The following is a 25063-nucleotide window of genomic DNA, read 5'->3' on the forward strand; positions in this document are numbered from 1 at the left end:
GATTCAGTATCGGCAAGTGAGTATCTTTAGACAGCAACAACCTTTAATCACCTAAATAAAAATCGCTGCGCGCAACTTCTTTACCATTTACCTGAATTGCCAGCTGATGCGTGCCCGCATAATAGCGGCGAGTAGTAATTGGTTTAAACGAGTGGTTTTTAGTAATTGCTATAGATTCATTGGCAGCAAGCATAATATTTTTTAATTTAAAGACCTTGGGCGCCAGCTTGCCGTTGGCTTTCATAAAATAAACAACATAATCTATTACCAAATTCTGCGCTTTCTTCCCACCCGTAATAGTACAAGAAAATCCAATTGAATCCCCTACTGCGATACGCTTTTTACTCAGCGTTATATCGCTCACAGTCACACTCGGTTTAGCTGCATAACCCAACAGTGGAAATACGCGCACATCACCCGCCTTAACCAAACTGCGCAGCGCGTGTTTTACAATCCAATCTGTATGTTCATTCGAATCAGTCAACCAGCGGTCGCACAGGTTAATCATCCACGCAGGATTATCTTTACTAATATCGTTGAGGTTATTCGCCACTGAACGGCGCACGTATAAACTCTCGTCTGTTTTTAGTTTTTCCAAAAGTCCAACCAGTGGCTCTGGATTTTTAATAAATTGCGGCAAGCGTATTCCCCAGGGCAAACGCGGCCGGGAACCTTCTGACGCAAGACGGCGCACATGCTCAGAGGGATGTTCGCACCACTCCAACAATTTTGCATAGGTGATATCAGTATGCTGCTGGATAAAAGGGCGGATCGCAAATTCGGCACTGAACATCGGTGTTAACTTTTCCAGTGTTTGTAGCGCCTCTTTCGGGTGTTGTAAACCGTGTATAGCAACATAATCAATCAACGGCCAAGCCGCAAAACCAGCTTTATTATCCGCCGCACTTCCTCTATCCCATACGTCCGGTAAATCCTGTAAATACTCACTGAGTTTTTTAAACGGCAAATCGTAGTGACGATGCAACACCGCAATCAAGTGATGCACCCGCGCTTTTAATTCAAGCGCATCAAGACCGCACTCTGCATCTTTTTGAAATGCCTTGGCATTGAATCCTGGCACCACCAATGCAACAGATTTGGCGATGCGTTTAATTGCATGCCCCCCCAAACCATCTTTCATTAATGGACTTTTATCGGCATCGCTCACTGGTTATGTCTCCGACTCAAAATAACAAGTATAAAAAAAGCTGCTGCCAGGTTATGGCAGCAGCTTTTGTAAGCACATTTGCTCGTTAACTCAACGCCAACTGAATATTAAAACAAGTGCCATACTGCTCATCTGAGGTCACCGCCATTTGGCCACGGTGGTGGTCAGTGATGATGAAATAGGAATAGGATAGGCGCTGCTCTACCGGGCAGGTGGATTCATGATTGGTGATCGCGAAGAAAGGTTGGAAAATATCCAGCTGCTCGCTTGGGCTTAAACATTTTCCATTGTGTTCAATTTTAATCCAGAGCGAGTCGTAAAATTCACCAATCTCGATATTGATCCAAGGCTTGTTATTGTCGTCCCAGGTTTTGGCATTGAGTGCGTAAAACGAATTGCGCATCAGGCGCACAAATACTTGCTCCAGTTCAGCAGGGAAACAGGGAATTTGCGGCAGAGGGGATGCGTAATTACGGCGGATATTAATGTGCTTAAAAGCGAGGCTATCGGCATCGGTAAACAAATCCGTTGCCAGCGCAATGCTGCGGTCCATAATTGGCGGCACATCGGCGAGTTGTTTGCTGTCGCGATGACTGCCGGCAAGATCCAATAGATTTTGTGCAATCGCAGTCGCTTGATGTGCACTGAGGCGAACCGTCTCTACCTCCTGCAATAAAAATTCTTTAACTTCCCCCAAGTCTGCCGCTTCCAATTCTTGCCGTGCACGGGTGACGCGCGACAGAATTGTTTGCATCGGCAAGCTGATATCGTAGGCCATGGCCGATGCCAGCTCGCCCATCGCCGATACTTTATCGCGCTCGGCCACTTTATTTTCAGCATTAACTTGTTTGGTTACATCGGAAATCAAAATCACTAGCCCGGTGTCAGCATGATTGTCGAGCGGGTAGAGGGTGATATCAAAGCTGTACTGCCCGCGCTGGGCATGTTTGAGCGTGAGGGTTTCACCGGATTCCAATACGGATTTCACCTGCTCCTGCGTGAGCGTAATTGCCGCATAAGCTTCCCACAGATTTTTACCGACCACATCTTTTATCGGGCGACCGGTAATTTCCTCGGCCTTTTTGTTCCATTGGGTGATGTGTAATTGCTGGTTCAAACCGATCAACATCACCGGCATGGAGTTTACGATACTGGCAATATAGGCCTCGCGCTCCACCAATTGCTCGGTGGTGGCTTGCAGTACCGCGGTGCGGTTCGCCACACGGTCTTCCAGGGTTGCTTTTATGTCGGTTAGCGCGCGATTAGCGCGCATTGACCGCAAGTGCGCGCGAATTAAAAAAATCAGCGCTATTACCAGGGAAATAATCAACACACTGGCAGTGGTGTTAGCCACATACTGCCATTTGGTACTGCCATCTGCCTCGCGGAAAACCGCAAATATATCGGCGTAGGCACTCATACTCAGGCTGGCGAGTGCAATCAAGGCCAGAAGTTTCTTCATGGGGGGAATGTCTCGTAGAAGTGATGGGCGAATTTTACAAGATCCCCCGCGCCAATAGCTATGATTCAGTGGCTGACTGCTGCAAAGATAGGCTGGCATTGGGTTGGATTGGGTAGATAAGGGTATTAAAGGAACTGGGCAGCGTGAGAGGAGCAACCGGTAAAAGCCCAATCACTGGGCTTTTACCGAGGCAGACGTCGGTCTTGGCATCCTTATCCTGAGTAACAGTTTCACTCTGGCACGCGTTTATTAGGTCTTATTCGACAAGGCAAACGCCCCTGCGCCGGATTTGTTGAAACTATCGCTATTGCATTCATGCAGATCATTATTATTGTTGCGGTTTTTGCGCGGATATTTTAACCACCCGGTTGATCGCACTCGCACAATCAATTGCAAAAACCTAAACAGCTTCACCCCCAAATTGCATTAAGCGCAAAGCTATCCAGGCGCGCACGCCCTGAGCAAAAAACGGATGCGGCATTATTCGTCGTTATTGTTATGCATCAGAGATTAGCGGTTGCTATTGTCCGGTTTCGCTCAACGAAAAAGATGAACCCTGTTCACAGCTTGCAGGATTAGTTAGCGCACACAGCCGTAAAAAAATCGGCGGGAAGAAAAAACACAGACAAATTGTTCGGGATCTTTTACAGTTTTGCGCAGCAGACGATGCAGATCAACATGCAAATGATAACCCTGCAACAAAGACGCTAGTGACGAGTAGGCAATTTATGGAGCACGCAATAGAAAATGCAAACCCACTCGCAAAAATGCAAATGGGTTTTTCAAAGTGGGAATATTATTTAGCAGGCAATAGCGTGCATGCTGCACACCTGCGGGAGGGTAATCGTCGAGCGGGTTGAATAACGATAGCCCTTTGCGGTTTGCAACATAATATGTTTGTTGTACATCCAGACTTCATGAATCACGCCCGCATCCAAACGAAATAACGCTGTAGCCGTAAATTCCAACTCGCCAAAGGTGGCCGGTAAACCCATGAATTCTTCGTGATGTTTTCCGCTGATACGAAAACGCACCAGCACTTGCGCGTCGCCAGCAAGCAATTGTTCAATACTGAAAGTTTGCGCTGCAAACACATCGGCAATGTAATTAAAAAAGCCTTGGTACTCATCGCGATTACCGGGATTAAATTCGGGGAAGCCCCAACATTTAACTTGCTCAGCCACATAGGCATCCAGATGTTTAATCTGGGCACTGTGTGCCGCCTGCAAAAACTCTCTTACCAACTGCTCATTGTGATGATGTGAAAACGGTTGATGTGAAGACATATTCGACTCCTTCCCTTGTGGGGATTTTATAAAACTCAGTCTGCCAGGGGTGAAGCAGACTGTATTGTGAAACCTTACCGCAGGGTAAGGTCAAGCAATGGCAAATTATGTCAGTAGCCTTAAAAACAGTTGTCACAGTTTGTAACCGGGTCGCGATTAATATGGACTTTTGGTCGGACGAATAATAATTTCACTCACATCCACAGCTGCAGGCTGACTGATGGCGTAGCAAACTGCACGGGCGATGGCATCGGGCGTGAGTGCAATTTGGCGGAAGGCGCGCATGGCATCGCGCGCGGCCGGATCGGATATTGAATCCGCCAATTCCGATTCAACCACACCAGGGGAAATAATCGTAACGCGGATAGCACCATCCAATTGCTCCTGACGCAAACCTTCAGAGATGGCGCGCACGGCGTATTTAGTCGCGCAGTAAACCGCCGCCGTGGGATAAACCGCGTGACCACCAATGGATGAAATATTAATAAAATGACCAAAGGCCTGGCGTTTCATCAATGGCAGACCTGCGGCTATGCCATAGAGCACGCCTTTAATATTTACATCGATCATGCGCTCCCACTCATCAACTTTTAATTCTTCCATTACGGACAAGGGCATCACCCCGGCGTTATTGATAATCACATCCACGCGCCCAAATTTCTCGCGCGCAAAATCGACCAAGGCTTGCACTTGCGCCTGCTGACGTACGTCAACCGCTTGATATTCCGCCACCCCGCCCTGCGCGCGGATGTCAGCTGCAAGTATTTCCAAACGCTCGGCGCGGCGCGCGCCCAACACAACTTTCGCGCCCTGCTGGGCGAGTGAACGTGCAGTAGCCTCACCAATACCGCTGCTGGCACCGGTAATGACAACCACTTTATGCTCAAGAACAGATTGAATCGCTGACATGGTTATTTCCTCATAGTTATTTAGGTATCCGGCGCCTTGGGGCTGTCCGGCGTGAATTCACTATAGGGATGCGGATGCGTTAACCGATAGCCAGTTACTCGCCGATGATTGCCTGATTCTCCAAAGGAGAATGGCTTGGGTATTGCTGGTTATGTCAGAGGTGTAGACTCAACCCATCGGCAATAGAGGTGTAACAGGAGTGTAAACCGTGCAAATCTCGCGCATTAACCCCAACAATGTATCTGGATCACAAGCATTGGCTGCCCTGCCCTTTGATTTACAAGTGCAGGAATTAGTCCAGCGTATTGAACAATTCACCAAATACGAAGGCTTTACCGATACCGCAATCGATGCGGTACAACTGATCCGCGCCGATCATCCCACCACCGGCACGCTAACGGTTTATGAACCCTCGGTATGCATCATTGCGCAGGGGCAAAAGCAGGCGGTATTGGGTAATGAAATTCTTCGCTATGACCCCGCCAATTATTTAGTCGCCTCAGTGGATGTACCAGTAATGGGGCAAGTGTTGGAGGCGACGCCTGAAAAACCCTATTTGTGTTTTCGTCTGGCACTTGATACACAGCAGATTAGCTACTTGCTACTTGCAGGCGGTGATGAGATCCGAAAGACAGCATCGATCAAAGCGCCGCCCAGACGTGGATTATTTGTCAGCAAAGCCAATGCAACCTTGCTAGATGCGGTATTGCGCCTAATGCGCCTGCTGGAAACGCCAGCTGATATCCCGGTGCTGGCGCCTTTGCTGATGCGCGAAATTATTTACCGCTTGTTGCAGGGTGAACAGGGGGAGACGCTGGCCCAGATCGCGCTGGCTGGCAGCCACGCGCAACAGATCGGTAAAGTGATCAACACCCTTAAGCGCGACTACCACAAAAACCTGCGCATCGACGATCTGGCGCGTGAGGCCTGTATGAGCAGTTCATCCCTGCATGCGCATTTCAAAACCATCACCAACATGACGCCACTGCAATACCAGAAACAACTGCGTCTACAGGAGGCGCGGCGCTTACTGTTTGCCGAACAGTTGGACGCCGCCACCGTCAGCCACCGGGTCGGTTACGAAAGCCCGTCGCAATTCAACCGCGAATATCACCGCCTGTTTGGATTGCCACCGGTGCGCGACATCGCCCGCTTGCGCTCATCCAATGCGCTGTTTGGCCAAGCCTGAGTGAACCAATCCGCACTTTTGCATTACCCTGCTAACGCCGCTCCGGATTCTGCGATTAGATGATTCGAGCGGCACTGTATTTGCACAAAACTGATTTATAAAATTGTGCAAACTCTTGTAACCCATCAACTCCATCCAGCAATCAGCGACTACACTCAGAGCACCGCTTACAACAAGCGCATTACGATAACTGTGGCAATTCGCCGTTATACGATCATGGAGAACGTTGAATGACGTCAGATCCTTTTATGCAAGCCGCCATTGAAGAAGCGCAAAAAGGCCTTGCGGAAGGCGGTATTCCGATAGGTTCGGTGCTGGTGATCGACAACAGGATTGTCGGACGCGGGCACAATCAGCGGGTACAAAAAGGTAGTTGTTTATTGCATGCAGAGATGGATTGCCTGGAAAACGCCGGGCGCTTGAAAGCTGCCGACTATCGCCGCGCCACTCTCTATTCGACCCTATCCCCTTGCGATATGTGCAGCGGAACAGTGCTACTTTATGGCATCAAAAAAGTCGTTATTGGCGAAAACCGCACCTTCAAGGGGCCGGAGGACTATGTGCGCAGCCGCGGCGTGGAACTGGATTTACGCGACGATGCCCAATGCATACAACTGATGCAGGATTTTATTGCCCGGCAGCCGGTGCTGTGGAACGAGGATATAGGTGAATAATTTTTACATCGCACTTGCGGCATTATTTGGGGTAGTTGTCGTGATCGCTGCGGCGGTGCACATCAACCGGGTTAATCTGAAATTGCGCAATATGGTGCGCCTGATGCGTCGCGCCGATGTGTGGCAGCGCGGCCACAACCATGTGCTCGCACAAATCGCCGCTGACGATTCGCTTGAAGAAGTCCTTATGGGGATTATTGTCGGCGTCGAACATATACGCCCGGAAATGACCTGCAGCATATTGCTCGTTGATCGCAAAACTAATCGACTGCGGGTGGTAGCCGCACCGAATTTGCCTGCGTTTTACAACGATGCAGTAGACGGCCTGCCTGCCGACCAGGGCATTGGCTCCTGCGGCACTGCGGTAATCACAGGGGAACGTGTGATTGTCCGCGATATCCAGAAAGACCCCAGTTGGGTTGGGGTAAAAGAGCTGGCCGCTAAAGCAGGACTGGTCTCCTGCTGGTCGGAACCTATTATCAATCGCCACGGTCAGGTGCTGGGAACCTTTGCCATCTACCAGGGGCAAGCCGCCGAACCGACGCTGGAAGATATCAAACTGATTGAAGAGTCCGCCTATCTCGCGGAAATCGCCATAGAGCGCAAACTTTCGCTGGAGGCCCTGCGCGAAAGCGAAGAGCGCCATCGCCTGTTAGCGGATAATGCACAGGATGTTATCTGGACCATGGACCTCAACGGCCGATTCACCTATGTCAGCCCCTCAGTGGAAAAACTGCGTGGCTACACGGCCAGTGAAGCTATGCAACAAACGCTGGAAGAAACACTTACTCCCGAGTCGGTCGAAAAAGTAAAGGCAGCCGTGGGTAAAACTATCGCGGCGGTTAAAGCCAACCAGCCCTTCCCCGATTTTGTCGCGGAGTTGGATCATCGGTGCAAAGATGGTTCTACCGTGTGCGCCGAGATCAGGACGTCCGGCATTTACGATGCCGACGGAAATTTTATCGGTATTGTCGGCGTCAGCCGCGATATTACCGAGCGCAAAAAAAGTGAGGAAAAAATTCGCTACATGGCGCAGCACGATAGCCTGACTGGCTTACCCAATCGCGCACTCTTTGCTGACCGTTTGCAGCAGGCGCTAAGCTATTGCAAACGCCATCAGCGGGCACTCGCGGTTATGTTGCTCGACCTGGACAAATTCAAACCGGTAAATGACCACTATGGCCATGCGCTGGGCGATGAATTATTAAAACAGGTTGCACAGCGACTGCTCGCCTGCGTGCGCACTTCGGATACCGTTGCACGCATCGGCGGCGATGAATTTGTGATACTGCTGCATCAAATGGATGACCTCAACCAGGCAAGGGTTGTTAGCGAAAAAATCCAATTGGTACTGAGCGAGATTTTTTTAATTGAGGAATATCCGATTCAAATTGGCTGCAGTATTGGCACCGCATTTTATCCACAAGACGGCGCCGACCCGCTTGAGCTTACCAAGATTGCGGATCAGCGCATGTACCAGCACAAGCACAAAACGCCGGAAGCGGTTCGTTAATATTGTTTGTAAGGTAAAAATTTGCCCGACAAAACCACATTGACGCGATCACCTTTTGGGTCCGACTCACGCACTATATCCATACTAAAATCGATTGCACTCATAATCCCATCGCCAAATTCTTCATGGATTAATTCCTTAATCGTGGTGCCGTATACACTGACAATCTCGTACCAGCGATAAATCAGCGGGTCAGTGGGCACTGGACTGGGCAGCGAACCCTTGTAGGGCACAACTTGCAGCCACTTTTGCTCTTCGGTCGTTAATTCGAAAATATCCCCAATGATTTTGGCTTGCTCGGCATTCAAAGTCATCTGCCCTAAACAAGCAGCAGTGACCCACTCTTTACTCAAGCCCACTTTTTGGGCGACGTCGCACCATTTAATATCGTTTAACACTTTGTTGGTGATTATTTTTTCAGTGACATCATTGCGGTTCATAGAGTTTTCCTGTGCGCTAAGCGAGTGGTTAAAAAATAGAAACAACACATCTACGCAGAGCAATAACTACGCCAAACAACAACCCGAAAAATAAAAGAAAAAACCAAAAAAAGCGAAAATAAAAAAGGGCAAACCAAGAGGTTTGCCCATTAAGCCGACTCATGAAGCAGTCGAAGAAGAAGGGGGAAGTTTACACAAAAATTAACTGCGGCAGAGTGTGGTTTCCGTTAGGAAAATTACGCCTGCACTTGCACCAAACCATCATCAATCCGCACCGGGTAAACAGCGACGTTATACTCCGGTTTTTCCAGGCATTCGCCCGTGCGCAGATTGTAGTGCTCTTTATAGAGTGGCGATGCAACCACCACTTCATCGCCAATCGAACCAATAATGCCGCGCGACAACACATTGGCCTCACCGATCGGATCATAATTGGATACGGCAAAAATTTCGTTCAGGCGACGCGAACGGAAAATCGCCACTTGCTGATTATTCACTAGCGCACAAACACCAGTGTCAGGAATTAAATCGTCAAACTCACACACGCTGATCCAGGGTTTTTCGCTCATGATATTTCTCACTAAAATACTTTTGAATTCGTAGCCCGTATGGAGCCTAGCGCAATACGGGAAATTTCAATTTTTAAGCCAAACCCGTATTTCGTTAGACTCCATACGGGCTACACATTAATCAACCAACTCAACAAACTGGATATTGGTATTGTTGCGCTCCAATGCCGTCGCCGGGCGAATTTGTTCGCGTTCAACCACATAGGCAAGGTTGCTATCGGTGGCATCAGTGTTGATGAAATGCTTAAAGCGTTTTTGCAGCTCGTCATTCTCAACGGTGGTTTTCCACTCGCATTGGTATTGGCTAATGTTGTAGGCCATTTGCGCTTCCAGCTCTGCACAAATCGACAACTTATCGTCAATCACCACTTTCTTGAGATAATCCAAACCGCCTTCCATATTTTCCAACCATACCGAAGTACGTTGCAGACGATCACCGGTGCGGATGTAAAACATCATCACGCGGTCAATATATTTAATTAAGGTCACATCATCCAAACCGGTAGCAAACAAATCGGCGTGACGTGGGCGCATACCGCCGTTACCACACACATATAAACTCCAACCGGTTTCGGTTGCGATTACACCAAAATCTTTTGATTGTGCTTCGGCACATTCGCGCGTACAGCCAGACACACCGAATTTAATTTTGTGCGGAGCGCGCACGCCCTTGTAGCGGTTTTCCAGCGTGATCGCCATGCCCACTGAATCCAATACACCGTAGCGGCACCAAGTACTGCCAACGCAAGATTTCACCGTGCGCAATGATTTTCCGTAAGCGTGGCCAGTTTCAAAACCTGCTTCAACCAACACTTTCCAAATGGCGGGTAATTGATGCAATTGCGCGCCGAATAAATCGATACGTTGGCCGCCGGTAATTTTGGTGTAGAGTTTGTATTGTTTGGCAACCTGACCCAAGACGATTAATTTGTCCGGGGTAATTTCACCACCCGCAACGCGCGGCACAATTGAATAGGTGCCGTCTTTTTGCATGTTGCCAAGGAAAATATCGTTGGTGTCCTGCAAGCCAATGTGCTTTTTATCCAACACATATTCGTTCCAGAATGCAGCGAGAATCGATCCAACCGCAGGCTTACAAATATCGCAACCCAGACCATGGCCGTGACCATCCAACAACTCATCAAAGGTTTTGATTTGTTTGATGCGCACTATATCGGCCAATTCCTGACGCGAGTGCGGGAAGTGTTCGCAAATATGGTTGCTCACTTCTACGCCGAGTTTTTTCAGCTCGGAATCCATCACCTGTTTAGTGAGCGCTGTACAACCACCACAACCAGTCGAAGCTTTGGTGAGCGCTTTGATATCGCCCATAGTGCGCGCGCCGTTTTGTACTGAGCAGCAAATTGCACCTTTGCTAACGTCGTAGCAGGAGCAAATCATCGCCGCTTCCGGCAGCGCATCCACACCAATTGCCATACCACCGCCACCTTCCACATTTGGCAGGATCAGGCAGTTGGGATCTTCCGGTAAATCCATTCCGTTAACGCACATTTGTTGCAGCGTGCCGTAAGCCTCTACATCACCCACCAATACCGCGCCCAACAATTTTTTATTGTCGGCAGAAACAATCATACGCTTGTAAACTTCATCTACATCGTTGCTGTAGGTGTAGCTCAATGAACCAGGAGTAGTGCCGTGCGCATCGCCAATCGATGCCACATCAACACCCAGTAATTTTAATTTGGTGCTCATGTCAGCACCCATAAATTGATCGCTTCCACCAGTGATATGGGACACTGCGACTTTTGCCATTTGGTAGCCGGGCGCAACCAAACCGTAAATGCGATTATTCCAGAGTGCACATTCGCCAATAGCGTATACATTATCGATATTGGTTTGGCAGTTGTTATCTACCACTATACCGCCGCGCTCACCCAATTGAATGCCACATTTGCGCGCGAGTTCATCCTGCGGGCGAATACCGGCAGAGAATAAAATCATATCGGTTTCAAGATGGCTGCCATCGGCAAAATTCATGCGATAGCGAAGCTCGGTACCCGCAACAATTTCATTAGTGGCTTTTTGGGTATGCACTTTCACGCCGATTGCTTCAATTTTACGGCGCAATAATTTTCCACCGCCTTCGTCGAGCTGTACCGCCATCAAACGTGGAGCAAATTCTACGACGTGAGTTTCAAGGCCGGCCGCTTTAAGAGCAGCTGCAGCCTCCAAACCCAGCAGACCACCACCGACTACCACACCCACCTTGCTTTGCTTGGCAGAATTGGTAATGGCTTCCAAATCTTCGATGGTGCGATACACCAAACAGTGCTCGCCGTTATTACCAGGAATTGGCGGCACAAACGGGAAAGAACCTGTGGCAAGAATTAACTTGTCATAGCCTTCGCGACGACCAGAGGCAGTGATCACTTCTTTGTTGTCAAAATCCAGATCGATAACTTTATCTTTTAAAATAAATTCAACAGATTTTTCGTTGTAATAATCCGCATTAGTCAACGCGAGATCTTCGGCAGTGGAACCGGAAAAATATTTGGAGAGCTGCACGCGGTCATACGCGAGGCGAGGCTCTTCAGAAAAAGTGATGACTTTGTATTGATCCGCATCCGCGTGATTCACCAGGTTGTCGATAAATTTGTGGCCCACCATGCCGTTGCCAACTACTACAATGCGCTTCTTCATATCTGCCTCACGGTCGTGAAATTTTTGTATTAACTAATTTTGGAAAGTGACGATCAATCAAGCCAACAGGTATTGCTTTTCCGATACATGCAATTGCACCTGCGCTTGCAATTTTTCTTTCATGCGCACCACTTCGCCGACAATAATTAGCGCGGGTGATTGCACTTGCTCGCGGATAACTGCAGCGGGGAATTCGCTAAGGGTAGAGACAATGTCGCGCTGGTCTCTGCGGCAGCCGTTTTCGATAATCGCAACCGGTGTATCTGCCGCCAATCCGCCCGCCAATAATTTTGCAGCGATTTCATCGGCGCGGGTCAGGCCCATATAAAACACCAGGGTATGGTTCAGTTGCGCCAGCGCCGACCAATTCACATCCAAACTTTTTTCGGCGTGGCCGGTCACAAAAGTGCAGCCCTGCGATAAACCGCGATGGGTCAATGGGATATCGGCGTAGGTACTGCAACCTGAGGCGGAGGTAATACCAGGGATCACTTCTGCCTCAATTCCGGCAGTCCGCAATTCCAACAGCTCTTCACCGCCGCGGCCAAATATAAAGGGGTCGCCGCCTTTAATACGGCACACAGTCAAACCCAACTGCGCTTGTTTAACCAATAATTGGTTGAGATCTTCCTGCGCGATACTGTGCTGGTTTTTCGCTTTACCAACGTAGTGCGCAGGAACATTTTTAGGGAAGAGTGCGCGAATATCGTCGCTGACCAAATAATCGTAAAAAATAATATCGGCAGTGTTAATCGCACGTAGGGCTTTGACGGTTAACAGCTCTGCATCACCAGGACCTGCACCTACCAACCAGACTTTGCCAACACGGGATTTTTTTGCGCGCTCATTGGCATCACTGCGCTGCTTGAGCAGGGCAGAAGGAAGGGTTTCTACGCTGGCTTTGAAAAAACTGGTCATGGCATCACCTGCAATTTGGTTACAGGGAGGTGATTGCAAGCGCGATGCCATATCGCATTTTTTTAATTGAAAAAATATTTTTCTTTATATTTCATAAACTTAAAAACACAAACCACAGCATCGCTCGCAGCAGCCAATTTCCTCTTCACCAGCACAATAGAGATTTATGAATTTTAATGGTGCAAGAGCGCACCAACTGGCAGCAAAATTGATTTTTCTTATTCCACTTATATGCACCATATAAAAACAAAGTGATGGTGCACTGCGCACCACATAAATGCATTTATTGTTATTTTTTCAGTTTTTAATGCGCCCCGCCCTGCCAATCGATAATGACTGGCCGTCAGAAACACCCGGCGAGTCGTCGATATCGGTGTAAAATTATCTAATTCACCATTTTGGATCAGTACTTTTGACCAATTTAACCCGTACCAAGTTAAATGCTGGCCGCAAGCTTGCTACGGATATAGGCGAATGAAAGCCGAAACGCCTTGAGCCTCAGGCTGAGCACCGCTAGAGTGGCTCTCCCAATCAGGAATCCTTCTTTATATATGTTGATCGATAGCTTTGGCCGAACCATCAACTACGTACGCCTCTCAGTGACTGACCGCTGTGACCTGCGCTGCGTCTATTGTATGGCGGAAGATATGACGTTCCTGCCGCGCGCCGAGGTATTGAGCATTGAAGAACTGGCCACACTGGGCGAGACGTTTGTAAGCCTGGGCGTAACCAAGCTGCGCATTACCGGTGGCGAACCACTGATCCGGCGCGGGATTATTGACCTGTTACAGCGGCTTGGGCAATTACCCGGATTAAAGGAACTCTGCCTCACCACCAATGGCACACACCTGCCCCAATATGCCCAAGCGATTAAAGATGCAGGTGTAGACCGCATCAATATCAGCCTTGACAGCCTCAACCCCGAACGCTTCCGCCAACTCACCCGCTTTGGCGATATCCATCAGGTTTTTGCCGGGATTAAAGCCGCACAAGCCGCCGGTTTTAAACGCATCAAACTCAATTGCGTCGCGCTCAAACATTACAACGCAGATGAAGTACCGGCACTGGTGCAATTTGCATTGGATGAAGGCCTGGATATCAGTTTTATTGAAGAGATGCCGCTCGGACGCATTGATGAACACGGCCGCGCCGCCGAGTTTGTCAGCAGCGACGAATTACGCAGCGCCATCAGCGAACAACATTTATTGCAGCCAGTGTTTGCCAAAGGTGAAGTTAACGCTGGCCCCGCGCGTTACTGGCAGGCAAGTGGTTACGACTCGCGCATCGGTTTTATCTCGCCCCATTCGAATAATTTCTGCAGCAGCTGCAATCGCGTACGTGTCACGGCAACTGGAAGATTATTATTGTGCCTGGGACAAGAGAACAGCGTGGATTTGCGCGAGGCATTGCGCACCAGCGAAAATCCGCAGCAAGAAGTGCGCACGCGTATTATCAACGCCATGCACCACAAACCGGAAAAACATACTTTTGATTTAGATAATGAACCGCAAATTGTGCGGTTTATGAATATGACTGGAGGCTAAAGTGTCATCCCAAAAAGAATTCGAACCCTTGAATATTTGCGTGCTCACTGTATCCGACACACGCAATCTGGATACTGATACCTCCGGCCAAAAGTTGCAGGATTTATTAATTGCTGCAGGCCACAAATTACATGACCGCAATTTGGTGATTGATGATATTTACCAAATCCGCGCCGTGCTTTCCAACTGGATTATTGATGCACAAGCACAAGTCGTATTAATTACCGGCGGCACCGGTTTTGCGGGGCGCGACTCCACTGTCGAAGCAGTCTCTCCTTTATTTGACAAAACCGTTGTCGGTTTTGGTGAATTATTTCGTCAGGTGTCTTATGACGAAATCGGCACCTCCACCATTCAATCGCGCGCAACGGCCGGATTTTCCAATCGCACCTTAATTTTTTGTTTGCCTGGTTCAACAGGTGCCTGCACCACTGCGTGGGAAAAAATTATCAAAGAGCAACTGGATAGCCGCCACCGGCCGTGTAATTTTGTTGGTCAATTAAAAATTAAAACGGCTCCCTGATATTTAAAAGGTCAGTATCATTTTTACACCCGCCACCAGCAGTACCAATGCCAACAAGCGCTGAATGACCGGATTAGCCAAGCGCTTGCTGCCATACTCAGCACCGATAAATCCACCAACCAACACCACCAGCGCCCAAAGCGGTAACCCCGGATGAAATTGAACGTTGGTGGACATCACACCAAAAATTCCAGCCGTCGAATTCACCAAAATAAATGCGGCTGCTACACCGGAAATTACCTTCACTGGTGCCCATCGAAAAAATAATAATAATGGACTTAAAAAAATTCCGCCGCCAACACCAGTCAAACCCGACAACAACCCCAACACCGCCCCCATTACACACAAAACAGCAACAGGTACAGCTTGCACGTCATAACTGGATGCCCCCTGCGCCGTGCTGAATGAACGCCACGCGGCATACACCAAGACAACACCCACCAGCGGTTTGTACCAATGCACTGGTAAAGTGATTGCGCCACCAATGTAGGCCATTGGAATTGCCGTAATCGCCAAAGGGATGAACAATTGCCATGAAAAAGAACCAGCGCGATAAAATTTAAATACCGCCACGGATGAAACCAAAATATTCAGGGCCAGCGCCGTAGGTTTCATAACCGCGGGGGCTACGCCCAATAAACTCATCGCCGCTATATAACCCGATGCACCACCGTGCCCAACGGAGGAATAGAGCAATGCTGCAAGCAACAACAACAACGCAATTAGCAGGGTTTCAATATCCACCGACATATTCAGCCACTCATTTAAAACGGTTGGTAACCTCAATTGGTTTGCATGGTCTATTACTTCAAAAACCCAAGTCAATGCATTTCTTAATCAAAAACCCTACAAGGTTGCACTAAATGAATGCGAATTAATAATTTTCTGCCTTTTTTTGGTGTTTACTTCTTCATAACAGCACTAGTGCGCGTGCGTTTTTACTATTTCTGTCATATCAAGCCACGAGATTTAGTCAGTTCTGTAAAAAAGTGCTTATAAAAATATCGCTGGCAAGCTAATTGCAATTATCTGGAGCCATGCCTTACCCGGGTGTTTTTGATGTACTTGTGAGCACGCCTCCATGAAAAATTCGTTATTGTTACACACAGCGGTGCCATCACTTCTGGCCGCCATGGATGCGTTAACGCTCGAACCGGATTTTCAAATTTTCTTTAAAAAAGCTGCCGCCGCAGTGCGCACTCTATTGGGCGCCGACGGCACGGCGTTAATTTTGCTCGATGAAGAAACACAGACCTTTGAATATAAATTGTTCGAAGGTGAACAGCAGCATTTGCTCAATGCGTTTAAAGGGTTTCGCTTTTCGTCCACCACCGGAATTTCCGGCCGTGTACTCACCAGTAAAACCAGCATTTTTACGCGCAATTATCCCAATGCTCCAGATGCCATGGAGCAGCTGGTCGATGCTGGATTGCAATCCAACCTGGTGATCCCGCTCATCTCGTCCGATAAAGTATTGGGTGTTCTCGCCTCTTCCTGGTTTGCACACACCGAATCGGTTGCCGATATTTCACCGCAACTGCTCACACTCGCGGAACGTATTGCCAGCCAAATTGCGGTTGCTTGCCATCGTGAAAAGTTGGAAGTGCAATTGCGTTCGCTGGCAGTTATTGATCCACTCACCAAATTATTAAACCGGCGCGGAGTTTTAAATTGTGTCGACGACAGCCTGGAAAAATTGCACCGCTACAATCGCCCGTTTGCCTTATTTTTTATCGACGTTGACGGGCTTAAATCCGCCAATGATCACTGGGGTCACGAAACTGGCGATATTTTATTGCGCGATGTAGCGCAGCGTTTATCCGATGTAGTGCGCAAAGGCGATCAAATTGGCCGCCTGGGTGGCGATGAATTTTTAATTATCGCCGAGTGCGATGAATCTCATATAGATACTCTCGCGAAACGTTTTTTGCAGGCACTGCGTGTACCCTATGGCAAGGGTCGCAAACGCGGTCGCTTAAGTGGCAGCATCGGCGTGGTACTGGCACCGCAAGATGGTGTCGATGAAATTAATTTGCTGCGCAAAGCAGATGCCGCTATGTATATCGCCAAAAGCCAGGGCGGCGATAGATTCCAACGCGCCTCGGTAAAAGCTGAAGAACCACAAAATCGATTAATTTCCGTGGTTGATGTGGAAGGTGCATTGGAGCGCAACGAATTGCAATTGTGGTATCAACCCATTTGCCAATTGCAGGATTTAAGCGTGGTGGGTTTTGAAGCCCTGTTGCGCTGGTGCAAACCCGATGGAGAAGTAATTAGCGCCGGGCCTTTAATCCAGGCATTTGAATCCGGGCGCGGCGATTTGGAATTTCGTTTGGGCAATTGGGTATTGCGCGAAGCAGCGCGGCAAATGCGGTTGTGGAATAAAAATTCATTAACGCCCGATATCCATATCAATATTTCACCGCGCCATTTTTTGCATCCGTCTTTTTTAGTGGAATTGCAAATTCTATGCGAGCAACAACAGGGCTTTGGTGAATCTTTAATTATTGAAATTACTGAAACGGCGATGCTGGAAGATTTGGAACGCGCCAAACGGATTATGCTGCGTTGCCGCGACTTGGGTGCACGCATGGCGGTAGATGATTTTGGAACCGGTTATGCATCGCTCACCTATATCAAACGCTTGCCGCTCGATATTATTAAAATTGACCGTTCATTTGTCGCCGATTTACCGGGCAATAGAGTGGATTGGGATATTACTAAGGGAATCGTATCTATCGCTCACGCTTTGGGCTTAGCGGTAGTCGCAGAGGGCGCGGAAGAGTTTGAACAGATCGGTAGTTTGCGCGAGTTAGGTTGCGATCAGGTACAGGGATATTTTATCCACCGCCCCATGCCATTTAACGACGCCAATGATTGGCTGCAACATAAACCTTTGCGTATTCCCACAAGGGGAATGCTGACACACACAGCAACAAAAAATAGTTCCGCTGAAAAAATTAAGGCCGCAGCCAATGATGAATTAGCACAACAGTGTGCTAAACCTAACTTGGCGACAGCCCTTTATCTGCAACAGGAATTTAATGATCCACGCTTTAGCATTACACCAAGGGGTAAAAGTCGCAGCGCTTGATTAGCTGCTAGTAATGCACGGGTAAACGCTTCAGCATAGCTTGGCGCGCACTGATTAATTCTTTATAAGTTTGGATCATGGTGAAATTCACCTGCGCGCCATTTAATTTCAATTCGGCCAGTTGGCGCTCATAATCGGAGATTTCGCGCAGCAGTTTGTCGCGCATTAAATCAGCACGGCTAGTATTAAAATCGGCCTTTAAATTTTTGCTTTGTCTTCTCATGAATAACGCTCCCTAAGAACTGAATAACAAAAGTAGTGTGGAGGGTGTTGCAGAGGACTATTTGATTCGAGAAAGTTTTGTGTAGGTCTGTATAGATTTTCATTCCCTGCCAATGAAGACTAGCCCAGATGCATAACTATTAACCACCTTGAACTTAGAATATTTTCTTCTCGAACCACTAGCACTTTGGTTATAAAACCGGCGGGATTGTCGCTGCACCTCTCAGGTGCAACCGCTCAAATTCAACAAGATTAATTGACCAACTCATCGGCCACCAACAATTTTTCCCAAAAGAAGTTTTTATCGCCTAGCGCATAAAAATGTGGATTGAGCAAATCTTCAGACGCGTTGTATATCAGCGCTGGCAATGAGGGGTTCGCGCAGACGACTTGCCCACCTGCAGCCTCTAATACAGCCTGTGCCGCGGCGGTATCCCACTCCGAGGTAGGTGCCAAACGCGGATAAAAATCCGCGAGTCCTTCGGCAATCACACAAAACTTAAGTGAACTACCGGCATTAGTGGTCTCTATCGCACCCGGCCAATTGTGAGTAATTGTCTCCATTAAATCGACAGTGGCCTGGGTGTTGTGGCGATGGCTGAGTAATACAGTAAAGGGTTGCTTCCCGGAAAATCGTTCCAGTAGCGGACGCACGGTGATAGGTTTGCGATGGCCACCCTCCATATACTTGAACGCACCTATGCTACTGGCATCGCGCGCATCCAGCACTCCGAGGTAAGTGACGTCAGTGACTGGCACATGAACCACACCCAGAAGTGCTCGGCCACGCTGGATCAGCGCAATATTGACGGTGAACTGGCCATTGCCGGCGATAAATTCCTTGGTGCCATCGAGGGGATCGACCAACCAATAGTGTTCCCATAAATTGCGGTCGGCAAACTCGGGGATTTCCCCCTCTTCCGAGATAACCGGCAGCGGCAACAACTTCGGCAACTCAGCGCTAATCAACCGGTGTGCCGCTAAATCGGCCGCTGTCAGAGGCGATTCATCGGTCTTTTGTTCGATGTTGTAGCTGTCTTTGTTGTTGTAGATAGCCATTATTGCCGCCCCCGCGCGGCGGCTGAGATCGACTAGCTGTTCGATCAACTCGGCGCTGATAGGATGATTAGTCATACTTGACCTCCGGTGTTAAGGATAAATCCAACACTGGCTCGGGTGCCTGGTAATTACCCGCCAACCATTCGCGAACCATAAACAGGGCCGCGATACTGCGGCCTTCGCAGACATCGGCGCGGGCAATCAGCTGCAGCAAATCCGATAAAGGATAGGGCACGACTTCAATAGGCTCGGGTTCATCGCCCTCCAGACGTTCGGGGTAGAGCTCCCAGGCGATGACTACATTAATACCGTGCTCCATATAGGCGGGCGAGAGATTGATGCGTTTGAGGAATTGCAGTTTGCGGGCACCGTAACCCACCTCTTCTTTCAGTTCACGGTTAGCCGCCGCCAGCAGGGTTTCGCCCTGGTCGATCGCACCTTTGGGTAGCGCGAGGTGGTAATCCTCAATGCCGGCCGCATATTCGCGCACCAAAAGCACCGTATTTTCATCGAGCAAGGGTACAATAAGCACCGCCCCCGGCCCTCCGGAACAGAGCTTCTCGTAGGTGCGCTCTTCACCGTTGCTAAAACGCAGGTGAATTTCATCGGCACGGAATAATCGGCTGCGCGCTACTGTCGCGCGCTTCAAAATACTGGGCTTGGTCGGCATAGGTCGAGTACAGTTTGCAGAATGTGGTGAGACAATTTTATGATCAATTGGGACTTAATAGATACTGTCATGCTGGATATGGATGGTACCTTGTTGGATCTGCATTTCGATAATTATTTTTGGTTGGATCACCTGCCCCAGCGCTACGCGCAAATCCACAATGTCGATCTGGCCACCGCCAATGCAAAATTAAAAGCCGATATTCATCAACACGAAGGCACCTTGCAGTGGTACTGCCTGGAATTTTGGTCCAAGGCACTGGATGTCGATATCGTCAGCTTAAAAGACGAAGTCAAACACAAAATCCAGATCCGCCCCCATGTTGGCGAATTTTTGCGGCGGTTGCGCGCGCGTGGCAAAAAAGTATTGCTGGTGACTAATGCGCACCCGCAAAGCCTATCGCTCAAAATGCAAGTGACCCAAATCGATCAATGGCTGGATGTAATTATTTCATCGCACGAATTTAATGAGCCAAAAGAATCGCAAAAATTCTGGCAGGAATTACAAGCGCGTGAACAATTTGATCCCGCGCGCACCTTATTTATTGATGACACGGTACGCATTTTAGATTCTGCCAAAACCTTTGGCATTAAACATTTGCTGGGCATTCATCAGCCCGATAGCAAAATTGAGCGGCGTATGGAGCAGTACCCAGCCATCCATCACTTTGATGAAATTATGCCAGCGGTAAATTAATGTATGAGTAAGCAGAAAACCGAACAAGACGATGACGACGATAAAATCCGCATTGACAAATGGCTGTGGGCCGCGCGCTTTTTTAAAACCCGCAGCCTCTCCAAACAGGCGATCGACGGCGGCAAGATTCATTGCGATGGCCAGCGCATCAAACCCAGCAAAGAAGTCACTGTGGGTTTGGTGTTAACTATCCGCCAGGATCTGGATGAAAAAATCGTTGTGGTAAAAGCGTTATCTGCCCAGCGCCGCGGCGCACCGGAAGCAGCATTGTTGTACGAAGAAACCGAAGAAAGTAAAACCCTGCGCGAAAAACGCACCGCCGAACGTAAAGCCGGGCTGGGCAGCTACATCATCAGCCACCAGCGCCCCAGCAAAAAAGACCGCCGCCATATTCACCGCTTCCAGCGCATTAATTTACTGGGCGACGACAATTAATTGTTAGTGAGATAACTGCTTTTTAATGAGACAGATATATGCCAAGCAATGATCTACTGCACCGTTTTTTATTTGATGACTGCGATATTCGCGGCGAGATAGTCACCTTGGGTGACAGCTATCGCGAAGTGTTAAGCCACAACCCGCAGGTTCCCGCTATTCGTCGTTTACTCGGTGAATTTTTGGCAGCAGTGGGATTGTTATCCAGCACCTTAAAGTTTGATGGAAAAATTATTCTGCAAGCGCGCGGTGACGGCCCAGTCAGCACCATTATGGCTGAGTGCAATCATCATAATGATTTGCGTGGCATAGTGCGCATTAATCCCAATATAGAACTTAGCGATGAATTAGCCAGTCATGGTAGCCTGCAAAAGCTATTAGGCAACGGCATTTTGGTTATCACTATTGAGCCGCAGCGCAGTGAGAATTTCGGCGGCACACTTGAACGCCATCAAGGCATAGTACCTATGGATGCGGAAAATCTTGCGGGTTGTTTGGAACACTATTTTTACCAATCAGAACAGCTTTCCACCCGTTTGTGGTTTGCGGCAAACAACGATATTGCGACCGGATTTTTAATTCAGGCGCTGCCGCAACAATTAATTACTAACGAGGAAGACAACCAGGATAAATGGGAAACCATTATCACCCTGGCCGACACCATTAAGGCAGAGGAATTGTTGGAGCTGGAGCATTCAACAGTGCTCTATCGTCTATTCAATGAGCAACCGCTGCGACTATACGAACCAAAAGCGTTACGCTTTGCCTGCAGCTGCTCGCGCGAGCGCAGCGCTAACGCGCTCCTGGCGATTGGCAACGAAGAGGTTGAATCTTTATTAATCGAGAAAGGTAGCATTGATATCGATTGCCAATTCTGCAACCAGCATTACCATTTTGCAGCGGATGAAGTACGAAAATTATTAGGGGGCAATATACTTCATTGATTTTATTCGTGTGTCTGTAGGTTGGAAAAACGCCCGATCTGCCTCCAGGTCGGGCGTTTTATTTTAATGCGGCAAACCTCAAACAAAAACATCCAATACCAACACACCCATCAATCCCATCACCCCAATAATTGTTTCCATCAGCGACCAGGATTTAAAGGTATCTTTTAAACTCAAATTAAAATATTCCTTATACATCCAAAACCCTGAATCATTTACGTGGGAGCACATTAAACTACCAGCACCAATGGCCAACACCATCAGGTTTGGGTCAGCACCTGTCAGCGGAATAATCGGCGCAACAATACCGGCTGCAGTTAGGCCCGCAACAGTAGCAGAACCCAGAGCAATGCGGATAACGGTTGCAATCAACCAAGCCAATACCAACGGATTGAGTGCAATATTTTCCAATGAGTGCGCTAGCTGCTCGCTCACTCCGCTAACAACCATCACTTGTTTTAAGGCACCGGCACCGGCGACAATCAATAAAATAACAGCGATATCTTTAATTGCATCGCTGTAAACACTCATCACTTTGCCAATGCTCATGCCGCGCTTTAGCCCCAAAGTCACTGTCGCTATAGCAAGCGCGATCATCAGCACTATCATCGAATTACTTAGAAGTTTTATCAGCGGTGTTTCTGCAAGCGCAGTGGGCAAGGTATAAACAGCAATACTGCTCAGTGCAATTAACAACACCGGCAGCAATGCAGTAATAAAACTATTGGCAACGCCGGGTAATTCACCCTCTGGCAAATCAGTCGGTTTAAAGGTAGCAAGTGGTGTGCTTTGAATGGATTTCAAACGGGAGGAAAAAAGTGGCCCCGCGACAATCATGGTGGGAATGGCGACCATGATTCCATAAAACAATGTGGTGCCCATACTCGCGCCGAACTGTGGAATCAATGCGACAGGTGATGGATGGGGTGGTAGAAAGCCGTGAGTCACAGAGAGCGCGGCGAGCAGCGGAATACCTAAATACACTGCGGGCAATTTGGTTTGGTACATTACTGAAAATACCAGCGGTACTAACAAGACGAATCCGACATTGTAAAACAAGGGTATACCGACGATAAAACCGGTGAGCATCAGTGCCCAGGTAATATATTTTGGCCCGCACCAATTCATTAAACTGCGACTGATTTGTTGCGCGGCGCCCGACTCCGCAACAAGTTTTCCGAACATAGCACCGAGGCATAAAATAATGGCCAGCGACCCCAACATTGCACCAATCCCCGCCTCAATAGTGGCGGGGATTTTATCGAGCGGAATGCCGAGCATTATCGCGGCGGATATGGCCGAAACCAGAAATGCTAGAAAAGGATTGAGTTTTAATCCGGTGATCAACACTACCAAGATCAGGATTGCTATGACGACTGCAGCTATGGCCATGGTTTTTCCTATTATTTATTTGTTATTTTTTGGAATTACTTATCTGGGAAGACCGGGGCGCACTCCGACACACTCTTTGAGACACGCCGTAAATACGTCCCTGTAGGCTCATCTTCGACATCCATGTCTCAGACGGTGTCAAAGACTGCGCCGGACTACAACCCTATGTGTTTTTAACTACATTAATACTATTAAGGTGAGAAAATTGACGAGCTAATTTACCTAATTTTTCAAACTGAAAATCATCAAAGGCGTCTTGCACGAAACTTCCTGCCCTTTAATTTTCCATCCGACAACTGTTTTAATGCTGCGCGCGCGATGCTGTGATCCACTGCCACATAAGCAGAAAAATCAAACATATCGATTTTACCGATTTTTTCAAAGGGTAAACCTGCGTCTTTGGTTAAGGCACCGATAATATCACCAGGGCGTAATTTATCTTTTTTGCCACCATCAATATGCAAGGTCACCATGGTGGGGACAGGGAGAGATTTTTTATCGGCTTGCGGCAGAGGCTCCAGAGCAATCGACTGCTTCATATAATCTTCGAGGCGATTGATTTTATGCACTTCTTTCTGCACGACCAAATTTAATGCCAAGCCAGATTCACCGGCACGACCGGTGCGGCCAATGCGATGCACATGCACTTCGCTGTCGCGTGCCAAATCCACGTTAATTACTGCATCCAATCCTTTGATATCAATGCCGCGTGCAGCAACATCGGTGGCAATCAATACCGAACAGCTTCTATTGGAAAAACGCACTAATACCTGATCGCGCTCTTTTTGTTCCAAGTCACCATGCAATGCCAACGCATTCACACCCTGGTCACGCAAATAATCCAACAATTCATCGCAAGCGATTTTGGTATTGCAAAAAGCGATGGAGGCTTCCGGTTGAAAATGCGCCAGCACGGTTAATACGGCGGGATAGATTTCATCGTCAGCACGCAATTCATAAAAGTGCTGTTCGATATTGGTTTCGGAGTGGATAGATTCCACACTAACCATTTGCGGATCGCGCTGGCAGCGCGTGCTGATTTTTTTTATATCGTCAGGATAGGTAGCAGAAAATAATAACGTTTGGCGATCTGTGTTACAGGCTTCTAATACCTTATCGATATCTTCTGAAAAACCCATCTCTAACATACGATCAGCTTCGTCCAGAACTAACTGATTGACGCTATCGAGTTTTAATGTGCCTTTAGCGATGTGATCGACAATACGCCCCGGCGTTCCGACAACAATGTGCGCTCCACGTTCAAGCGAGCCAATTTGCGGCCCAATTGAAACACCACCACAAAGCGTCAACACTTTTACGTTATGGGTCAAGCGTGCAAGGCGACGAATTTCTTTTGCGACTTGATCAGCAAGCTCACGCGTTGGGCAAAGCACTAACGCCTGTACACCAAAAAAACGCACATTTAATTTTTCCAGCAGCGCAATACCGAAAGCGGCAGTTTTTCCGCTGCCGGTTTTTGCCTGGGCAATAATATCTTGTCCTTGCAAAACCAGGGGTAAACTTTGTGCCTGAATGGGTGTCATCTCGTTATACCCGAGTGATTCAAGGTTGGCGAGCATATCGGCGCTGAGCGGTAAAGATGAAAATGCAGTGGTAGTCACAGGAATCTCTATGGGATAAATAATTACGTGGATAATGGCGGCAGAATACCAGTAAAATCCCATCAAGTCGCCC

The 25063-nt window shown here is 48.3% G+C and carries 23 protein-coding genes; 9 read left to right on the forward strand and 14 right to left on the reverse strand.

The window, feature by feature from the left end; translation table 11 throughout:
- Positions 1–43: 43 nt before the first annotated feature.
- The 4 genes from J2X05_RS02075 to J2X05_RS02090 form a co-directional block, all read right to left on the reverse strand.
- A complete protein-coding gene (locus J2X05_RS02075; RefSeq protein ID WP_310068019.1) occupies positions 44–1168 on the reverse strand; it encodes a DNA alkylation repair protein in 1125 nt (374 codons plus the stop codon).
- 85 nt (positions 1169–1253) lie between these two features.
- Complete coding sequence (locus J2X05_RS02080; protein ID WP_310068022.1) at positions 1254–2630, reverse strand: PAS domain S-box protein; 1377 nt, start codon at positions 2628–2630, stop codon at positions 1254–1256.
- 800 nt (positions 2631–3430) lie between these two features.
- Complete coding sequence (locus tag J2X05_RS02085) at positions 3431–3916, reverse strand: ester cyclase (RefSeq protein WP_310068024.1); 486 nt, start codon at positions 3914–3916, stop codon at positions 3431–3433.
- Positions 3917–4072: 156 nt separating this feature from the next.
- Positions 4073–4825 carry an SDR family oxidoreductase gene (locus J2X05_RS02090; protein WP_310068026.1) on the reverse strand — a complete coding sequence of 251 codons (753 nt, stop codon included), beginning with the start codon at positions 4823–4825 and terminating at the stop codon, positions 4073–4075.
- Positions 4826–5033: 208 nt separating this feature from the next.
- Between J2X05_RS02090 and J2X05_RS02095 the strand changes: the two genes are divergently transcribed.
- The 3 genes from J2X05_RS02095 (at position 5034) to J2X05_RS02105 (ending at position 8201) form a co-directional block, all read left to right on the forward strand.
- A complete protein-coding gene (locus tag J2X05_RS02095; protein ID WP_310068028.1) occupies positions 5034–6014 on the forward strand; it encodes an AraC family transcriptional regulator in 981 nt (326 codons plus the stop codon).
- A gap of 230 nt (positions 6015–6244) precedes the next feature.
- The gene (locus tag J2X05_RS02100; protein WP_310068030.1) at positions 6245–6688 is read left to right on the forward strand and encodes a nucleoside deaminase; all 444 of its coding nucleotides are present in this window, start codon (positions 6245–6247) and stop codon (positions 6686–6688) included.
- Positions 6681–8201: a diguanylate cyclase domain-containing protein gene (locus tag J2X05_RS02105; RefSeq protein ID WP_310068032.1), complete on the forward strand. Its 1521-nt coding sequence runs from the start codon at positions 6681–6683 to the stop codon at positions 8199–8201. Before J2X05_RS02100 ends, J2X05_RS02105 begins: the two co-directional genes overlap by 8 nt.
- Here the strand turns inward: J2X05_RS02105 and cynS are convergent.
- The 4 genes from cynS to cobA all read right to left on the reverse strand — a co-directional run bounded on the left by cynS (position 8198) and on the right by cobA (position 12789).
- A complete protein-coding gene (cynS, locus tag J2X05_RS02110; protein WP_310068033.1) occupies positions 8198–8641 on the reverse strand; it encodes a cyanase in 444 nt (147 codons plus the stop codon). The genes J2X05_RS02105 and cynS overlap by 4 nt on opposite strands.
- Before the next feature lie 236 nt (positions 8642–8877).
- Positions 8878–9210, reverse strand: a complete 333-nt coding sequence (gene nirD, locus J2X05_RS02115; RefSeq protein ID WP_310068036.1) for a nitrite reductase small subunit NirD — start codon at positions 9208–9210, stop codon at positions 8878–8880.
- Between the two features lie 117 nt (positions 9211–9327).
- Positions 9328–11871, reverse strand: a complete 2544-nt coding sequence (gene nirB / locus J2X05_RS02120; protein ID WP_310068038.1) for a nitrite reductase large subunit NirB — start codon at positions 11869–11871, stop codon at positions 9328–9330.
- Between the two features lie 57 nt (positions 11872–11928).
- Positions 11929–12789, reverse strand: coding sequence for a uroporphyrinogen-III C-methyltransferase (gene cobA, locus J2X05_RS02125; protein ID WP_310068040.1), 861 nt, complete (start codon positions 12787–12789; stop codon positions 11929–11931).
- A 551-nt stretch (positions 12790–13340) separates the two neighbouring features.
- Between cobA and moaA the strand changes: the two genes are divergently transcribed.
- Both moaA and moaB read left to right on the forward strand, forming a co-directional pair.
- Positions 13341–14333 (forward strand): GTP 3',8-cyclase MoaA, encoded by a 993-nt coding sequence (gene moaA, locus J2X05_RS02130; RefSeq protein WP_310068043.1) that lies wholly within the window; start codon positions 13341–13343, stop codon positions 14331–14333.
- 1 nt (position 14334) lies between these two features.
- Positions 14335–14856, forward strand: a complete 522-nt coding sequence (moaB, locus tag J2X05_RS02135; RefSeq protein ID WP_310068045.1) for a molybdenum cofactor biosynthesis protein B — start codon at positions 14335–14337, stop codon at positions 14854–14856.
- Between the two features lie 3 nt (positions 14857–14859).
- Here the strand turns inward: moaB and J2X05_RS02140 are convergent, their stop codons facing one another.
- Positions 14860–15606 (reverse strand): sulfite exporter TauE/SafE family protein, encoded by a 747-nt coding sequence (locus J2X05_RS02140; protein ID WP_310068047.1) that lies wholly within the window; start codon positions 15604–15606, stop codon positions 14860–14862.
- A gap of 331 nt (positions 15607–15937) precedes the next feature.
- Between J2X05_RS02140 and J2X05_RS02145 the strand changes: the two genes are divergently transcribed.
- Entirely contained in the window at positions 15938–17950 is a 2013-nt protein-coding gene (locus J2X05_RS02145; protein ID WP_310068049.1) for a putative bifunctional diguanylate cyclase/phosphodiesterase, read from the forward strand.
- Between the two features lie 7 nt (positions 17951–17957).
- On the opposite strand, the gene J2X05_RS02150 is transcribed toward J2X05_RS02145, so the two are convergent.
- The 3 genes from J2X05_RS02150 to nudE form a co-directional block, all read right to left on the reverse strand.
- The gene (locus tag J2X05_RS02150; protein WP_310068053.1) at positions 17958–18173 is read right to left on the reverse strand and encodes a hypothetical protein; all 216 of its coding nucleotides are present in this window, start codon (positions 18171–18173) and stop codon (positions 17958–17960) included.
- A gap of 251 nt (positions 18174–18424) precedes the next feature.
- Positions 18425–19306 (reverse strand): 3'(2'),5'-bisphosphate nucleotidase CysQ, encoded by an 882-nt coding sequence (gene cysQ, locus J2X05_RS02155; RefSeq protein WP_310068057.1) that lies wholly within the window; start codon positions 19304–19306, stop codon positions 18425–18427.
- Positions 19299–19901: an ADP compounds hydrolase NudE gene (gene nudE, locus J2X05_RS02160; RefSeq protein WP_310068059.1), complete on the reverse strand. Its 603-nt coding sequence runs from the start codon at positions 19899–19901 to the stop codon at positions 19299–19301. Before nudE ends, cysQ begins: the two co-directional genes overlap by 8 nt.
- Before the next feature lie 39 nt (positions 19902–19940).
- Between nudE and yrfG the strand changes: the two genes are divergently transcribed.
- The 3 genes from yrfG to hslO are packed head-to-tail and all read left to right on the forward strand — an operon-like array spanning position 19941 to position 21976.
- Positions 19941–20597: a GMP/IMP nucleotidase gene (gene yrfG, locus J2X05_RS02165; RefSeq protein WP_310068062.1), complete on the forward strand. Its 657-nt coding sequence runs from the start codon at positions 19941–19943 to the stop codon at positions 20595–20597.
- A 3-nt stretch (positions 20598–20600) separates the two neighbouring features.
- Positions 20601–21032, forward strand: coding sequence for an Hsp15 family ribosome-associated heat shock protein (locus J2X05_RS02170; RefSeq protein WP_310068064.1), 432 nt, complete (start codon positions 20601–20603; stop codon positions 21030–21032).
- A gap of 38 nt (positions 21033–21070) precedes the next feature.
- Positions 21071–21976: an Hsp33 family molecular chaperone HslO gene (gene hslO, locus J2X05_RS02175; RefSeq protein ID WP_310068066.1), complete on the forward strand. Its 906-nt coding sequence runs from the start codon at positions 21071–21073 to the stop codon at positions 21974–21976.
- Positions 21977–22054: 78 nt separating this feature from the next.
- Here the strand turns inward: hslO and J2X05_RS02180 are convergent, their stop codons facing one another.
- Together J2X05_RS02180 and dbpA are read right to left on the reverse strand one after the other, a co-directional pair.
- Positions 22055–23368 carry a gluconate:H+ symporter gene (locus J2X05_RS02180; protein ID WP_310068068.1) on the reverse strand — a complete coding sequence of 438 codons (1314 nt, stop codon included), beginning with the start codon at positions 23366–23368 and terminating at the stop codon, positions 22055–22057.
- A 245-nt stretch (positions 23369–23613) separates the two neighbouring features.
- The gene (gene dbpA, locus J2X05_RS02185) at positions 23614–24990 is read right to left on the reverse strand and encodes an ATP-dependent RNA helicase DbpA (protein WP_310069431.1); all 1377 of its coding nucleotides are present in this window, start codon (positions 24988–24990) and stop codon (positions 23614–23616) included.
- Between the last annotated feature and the right edge of the window lie 73 nt (positions 24991–25063).

It is taken from the genome of Cellvibrio fibrivorans (genome assembly GCF_031457055.1).
Taxonomy (GTDB): domain Bacteria; phylum Pseudomonadota; class Gammaproteobacteria; order Pseudomonadales; family Cellvibrionaceae; genus Cellvibrio; species Cellvibrio fibrivorans.

What these genes read in the sequence shown, in the direction of transcription:
- J2X05_RS02080 (WP_310068022.1), bottom strand. Translation starts at nt 2,630, where the DNA reads ATGAAGAAACTTCTGGCCTTGATTGCACTCGCCAGCCTGAGTATGAGT.
- J2X05_RS02085 (WP_310068024.1), bottom strand. Translation starts at nt 3,916, where the DNA reads ATGTCTTCACATCAACCGTTTTCACATCATCACAATGAGCAGTTGGTA.
- J2X05_RS02090 (WP_310068026.1), bottom strand. Translation starts at nt 4,825, where the DNA reads ATGTCAGCGATTCAATCTGTTCTTGAGCATAAAGTGGTTGTCATTACC.
- J2X05_RS02100 (WP_310068030.1), top strand. Translation starts at nt 6,245, where the DNA reads ATGACGTCAGATCCTTTTATGCAAGCCGCCATTGAAGAAGCGCAAAAA.
- cynS (WP_310068033.1), bottom strand. Translation starts at nt 8,641, where the DNA reads ATGAACCGCAATGATGTCACTGAAAAAATAATCACCAACAAAGTGTTA.
- nirD (WP_310068036.1), bottom strand. Translation starts at nt 9,210, where the DNA reads ATGAGCGAAAAACCCTGGATCAGCGTGTGTGAGTTTGACGATTTAATT.
- nirB (WP_310068038.1), bottom strand. Translation starts at nt 11,871, where the DNA reads ATGAAGAAGCGCATTGTAGTAGTTGGCAACGGCATGGTGGGCCACAAA.
- cobA (WP_310068040.1), bottom strand. Translation starts at nt 12,789, where the DNA reads ATGACCAGTTTTTTCAAAGCCAGCGTAGAAACCCTTCCTTCTGCCCTG.
- moaA (WP_310068043.1), top strand. Translation starts at nt 13,341, where the DNA reads ATGTTGATCGATAGCTTTGGCCGAACCATCAACTACGTACGCCTCTCA.
- J2X05_RS02140 (WP_310068047.1), bottom strand. Translation starts at nt 15,606, where the DNA reads ATGTCGGTGGATATTGAAACCCTGCTAATTGCGTTGTTGTTGTTGCTT.
- J2X05_RS02145 (WP_310068049.1), top strand. Translation starts at nt 15,938, where the DNA reads ATGAAAAATTCGTTATTGTTACACACAGCGGTGCCATCACTTCTGGCC.
- J2X05_RS02150 (WP_310068053.1), bottom strand. Translation starts at nt 18,173, where the DNA reads ATGAGAAGACAAAGCAAAAATTTAAAGGCCGATTTTAATACTAGCCGT.
- cysQ (WP_310068057.1), bottom strand. Translation starts at nt 19,306, where the DNA reads ATGACTAATCATCCTATCAGCGCCGAGTTGATCGAACAGCTAGTCGAT.
- nudE (WP_310068059.1), bottom strand. Translation starts at nt 19,901, where the DNA reads ATGCCGACCAAGCCCAGTATTTTGAAGCGCGCGACAGTAGCGCGCAGC.
- yrfG (WP_310068062.1), top strand. Translation starts at nt 19,941, where the DNA reads ATGATCAATTGGGACTTAATAGATACTGTCATGCTGGATATGGATGGT.
- J2X05_RS02170 (WP_310068064.1), top strand. Translation starts at nt 20,601, where the DNA reads ATGAGTAAGCAGAAAACCGAACAAGACGATGACGACGATAAAATCCGC.
- hslO (WP_310068066.1), top strand. Translation starts at nt 21,071, where the DNA reads ATGCCAAGCAATGATCTACTGCACCGTTTTTTATTTGATGACTGCGAT.
- J2X05_RS02180 (WP_310068068.1), bottom strand. Translation starts at nt 23,368, where the DNA reads ATGGCCATAGCTGCAGTCGTCATAGCAATCCTGATCTTGGTAGTGTTG.